Origin of the sequence: Kitasatospora arboriphila (assembly GCF_039528095.1) — a bacterium.
Lineage (GTDB): Bacteria > Actinomycetota > Actinomycetes > Streptomycetales > Streptomycetaceae > Kitasatospora > Kitasatospora arboriphila.
Genome location: NZ_BAAALD010000240.1, coordinates 1 through 852, shown reverse-complemented (window position 1 = coordinate 852; position 852 = coordinate 1). Strand labels below are relative to the sequence as shown.

The following is an 852-nucleotide window of genomic DNA, read 5'->3' as shown; positions in this document are numbered from 1 at the left end:
CGGCCGTGCAGACCATGCCGCCCGCCTCCGACCGGCCGGCCGGCGACGCGCCGACCATGCTGGCCCCGCCCTCGCAGCTGGACGGGCTGCGGGAGCGGTCCGCCGAGGCGGCGCCGCCCGGCTCGGAGGGCCTGACCGTGCCGATGCCCGTCCCGCCGCCGGCCGGGTCGGAGGGGCTCACCGTGCCCCTGCCGGCCACCGCGGTGCCCGCCCCGCCGGCCGCCACCGTCGCGATGCCCGAGGGCTTCGGGTTCGACGTGCCGCCGACCGCGCCGCCGGTGCCGCCCGCCGTGCCGCCGACCGCCCCGCCGCCGTTCCCGGGGCCGGGTACGCCCTCGGCCGGCACCCCGGTGCCCCCGGTCGCGGTCGAGCACGCGCCGACCGTGCTCGCCACGCCGGACCAGCTGCCGCCGGTCCCCCCCGGCCCCGGCACCGCCGGACCGGGCGCTCCCGGTCAGGGCGCCTCCGGCCCGGGCGTGGCGTACGCGCCGACCATGCTCGCCACCGACGGCCCGCCCGGACTGATGGGCCTGCCCGGCGCCCCCGGCACCCCGCCGGCCGGCGTCCAGCTCGGCCCCCCCGCCCCGCCCCCCCCGCCGCCGCCCCCCCCCCCGCCCCCGCTGGGGCAACCTGCGCGAGCAGCAGTGGCTGTACGCCCGCCCGGCCCGGCACCCTGCCGGCCGGCGTGGAGCTCGGCCGCTCCGGCCCGTCCACCCCGCCGCCGCCCCCGCCGCCCGAGCTGCGCGGCGGTGCCGGTCCGGCCGGTGCGGGGACGGGCCGTTCCGCGCCGTCCACCCCGCCGCCGCCCCCGCCCGCGGGGCTCCGCGGGGGTGCCGGGCCGCCCCCGCCTCG

General features: G+C 85.2%; 1 pseudogene. It reads right to left on the bottom strand.

The annotated features are described in order from the left end of the window. Positions 1-394 (bottom strand): annotated as a pseudogene (locus ABD353_RS39720) (hypothetical protein); the annotation flags it as partial. Between the last annotated feature and the right edge of the window lie 458 nt (positions 395-852).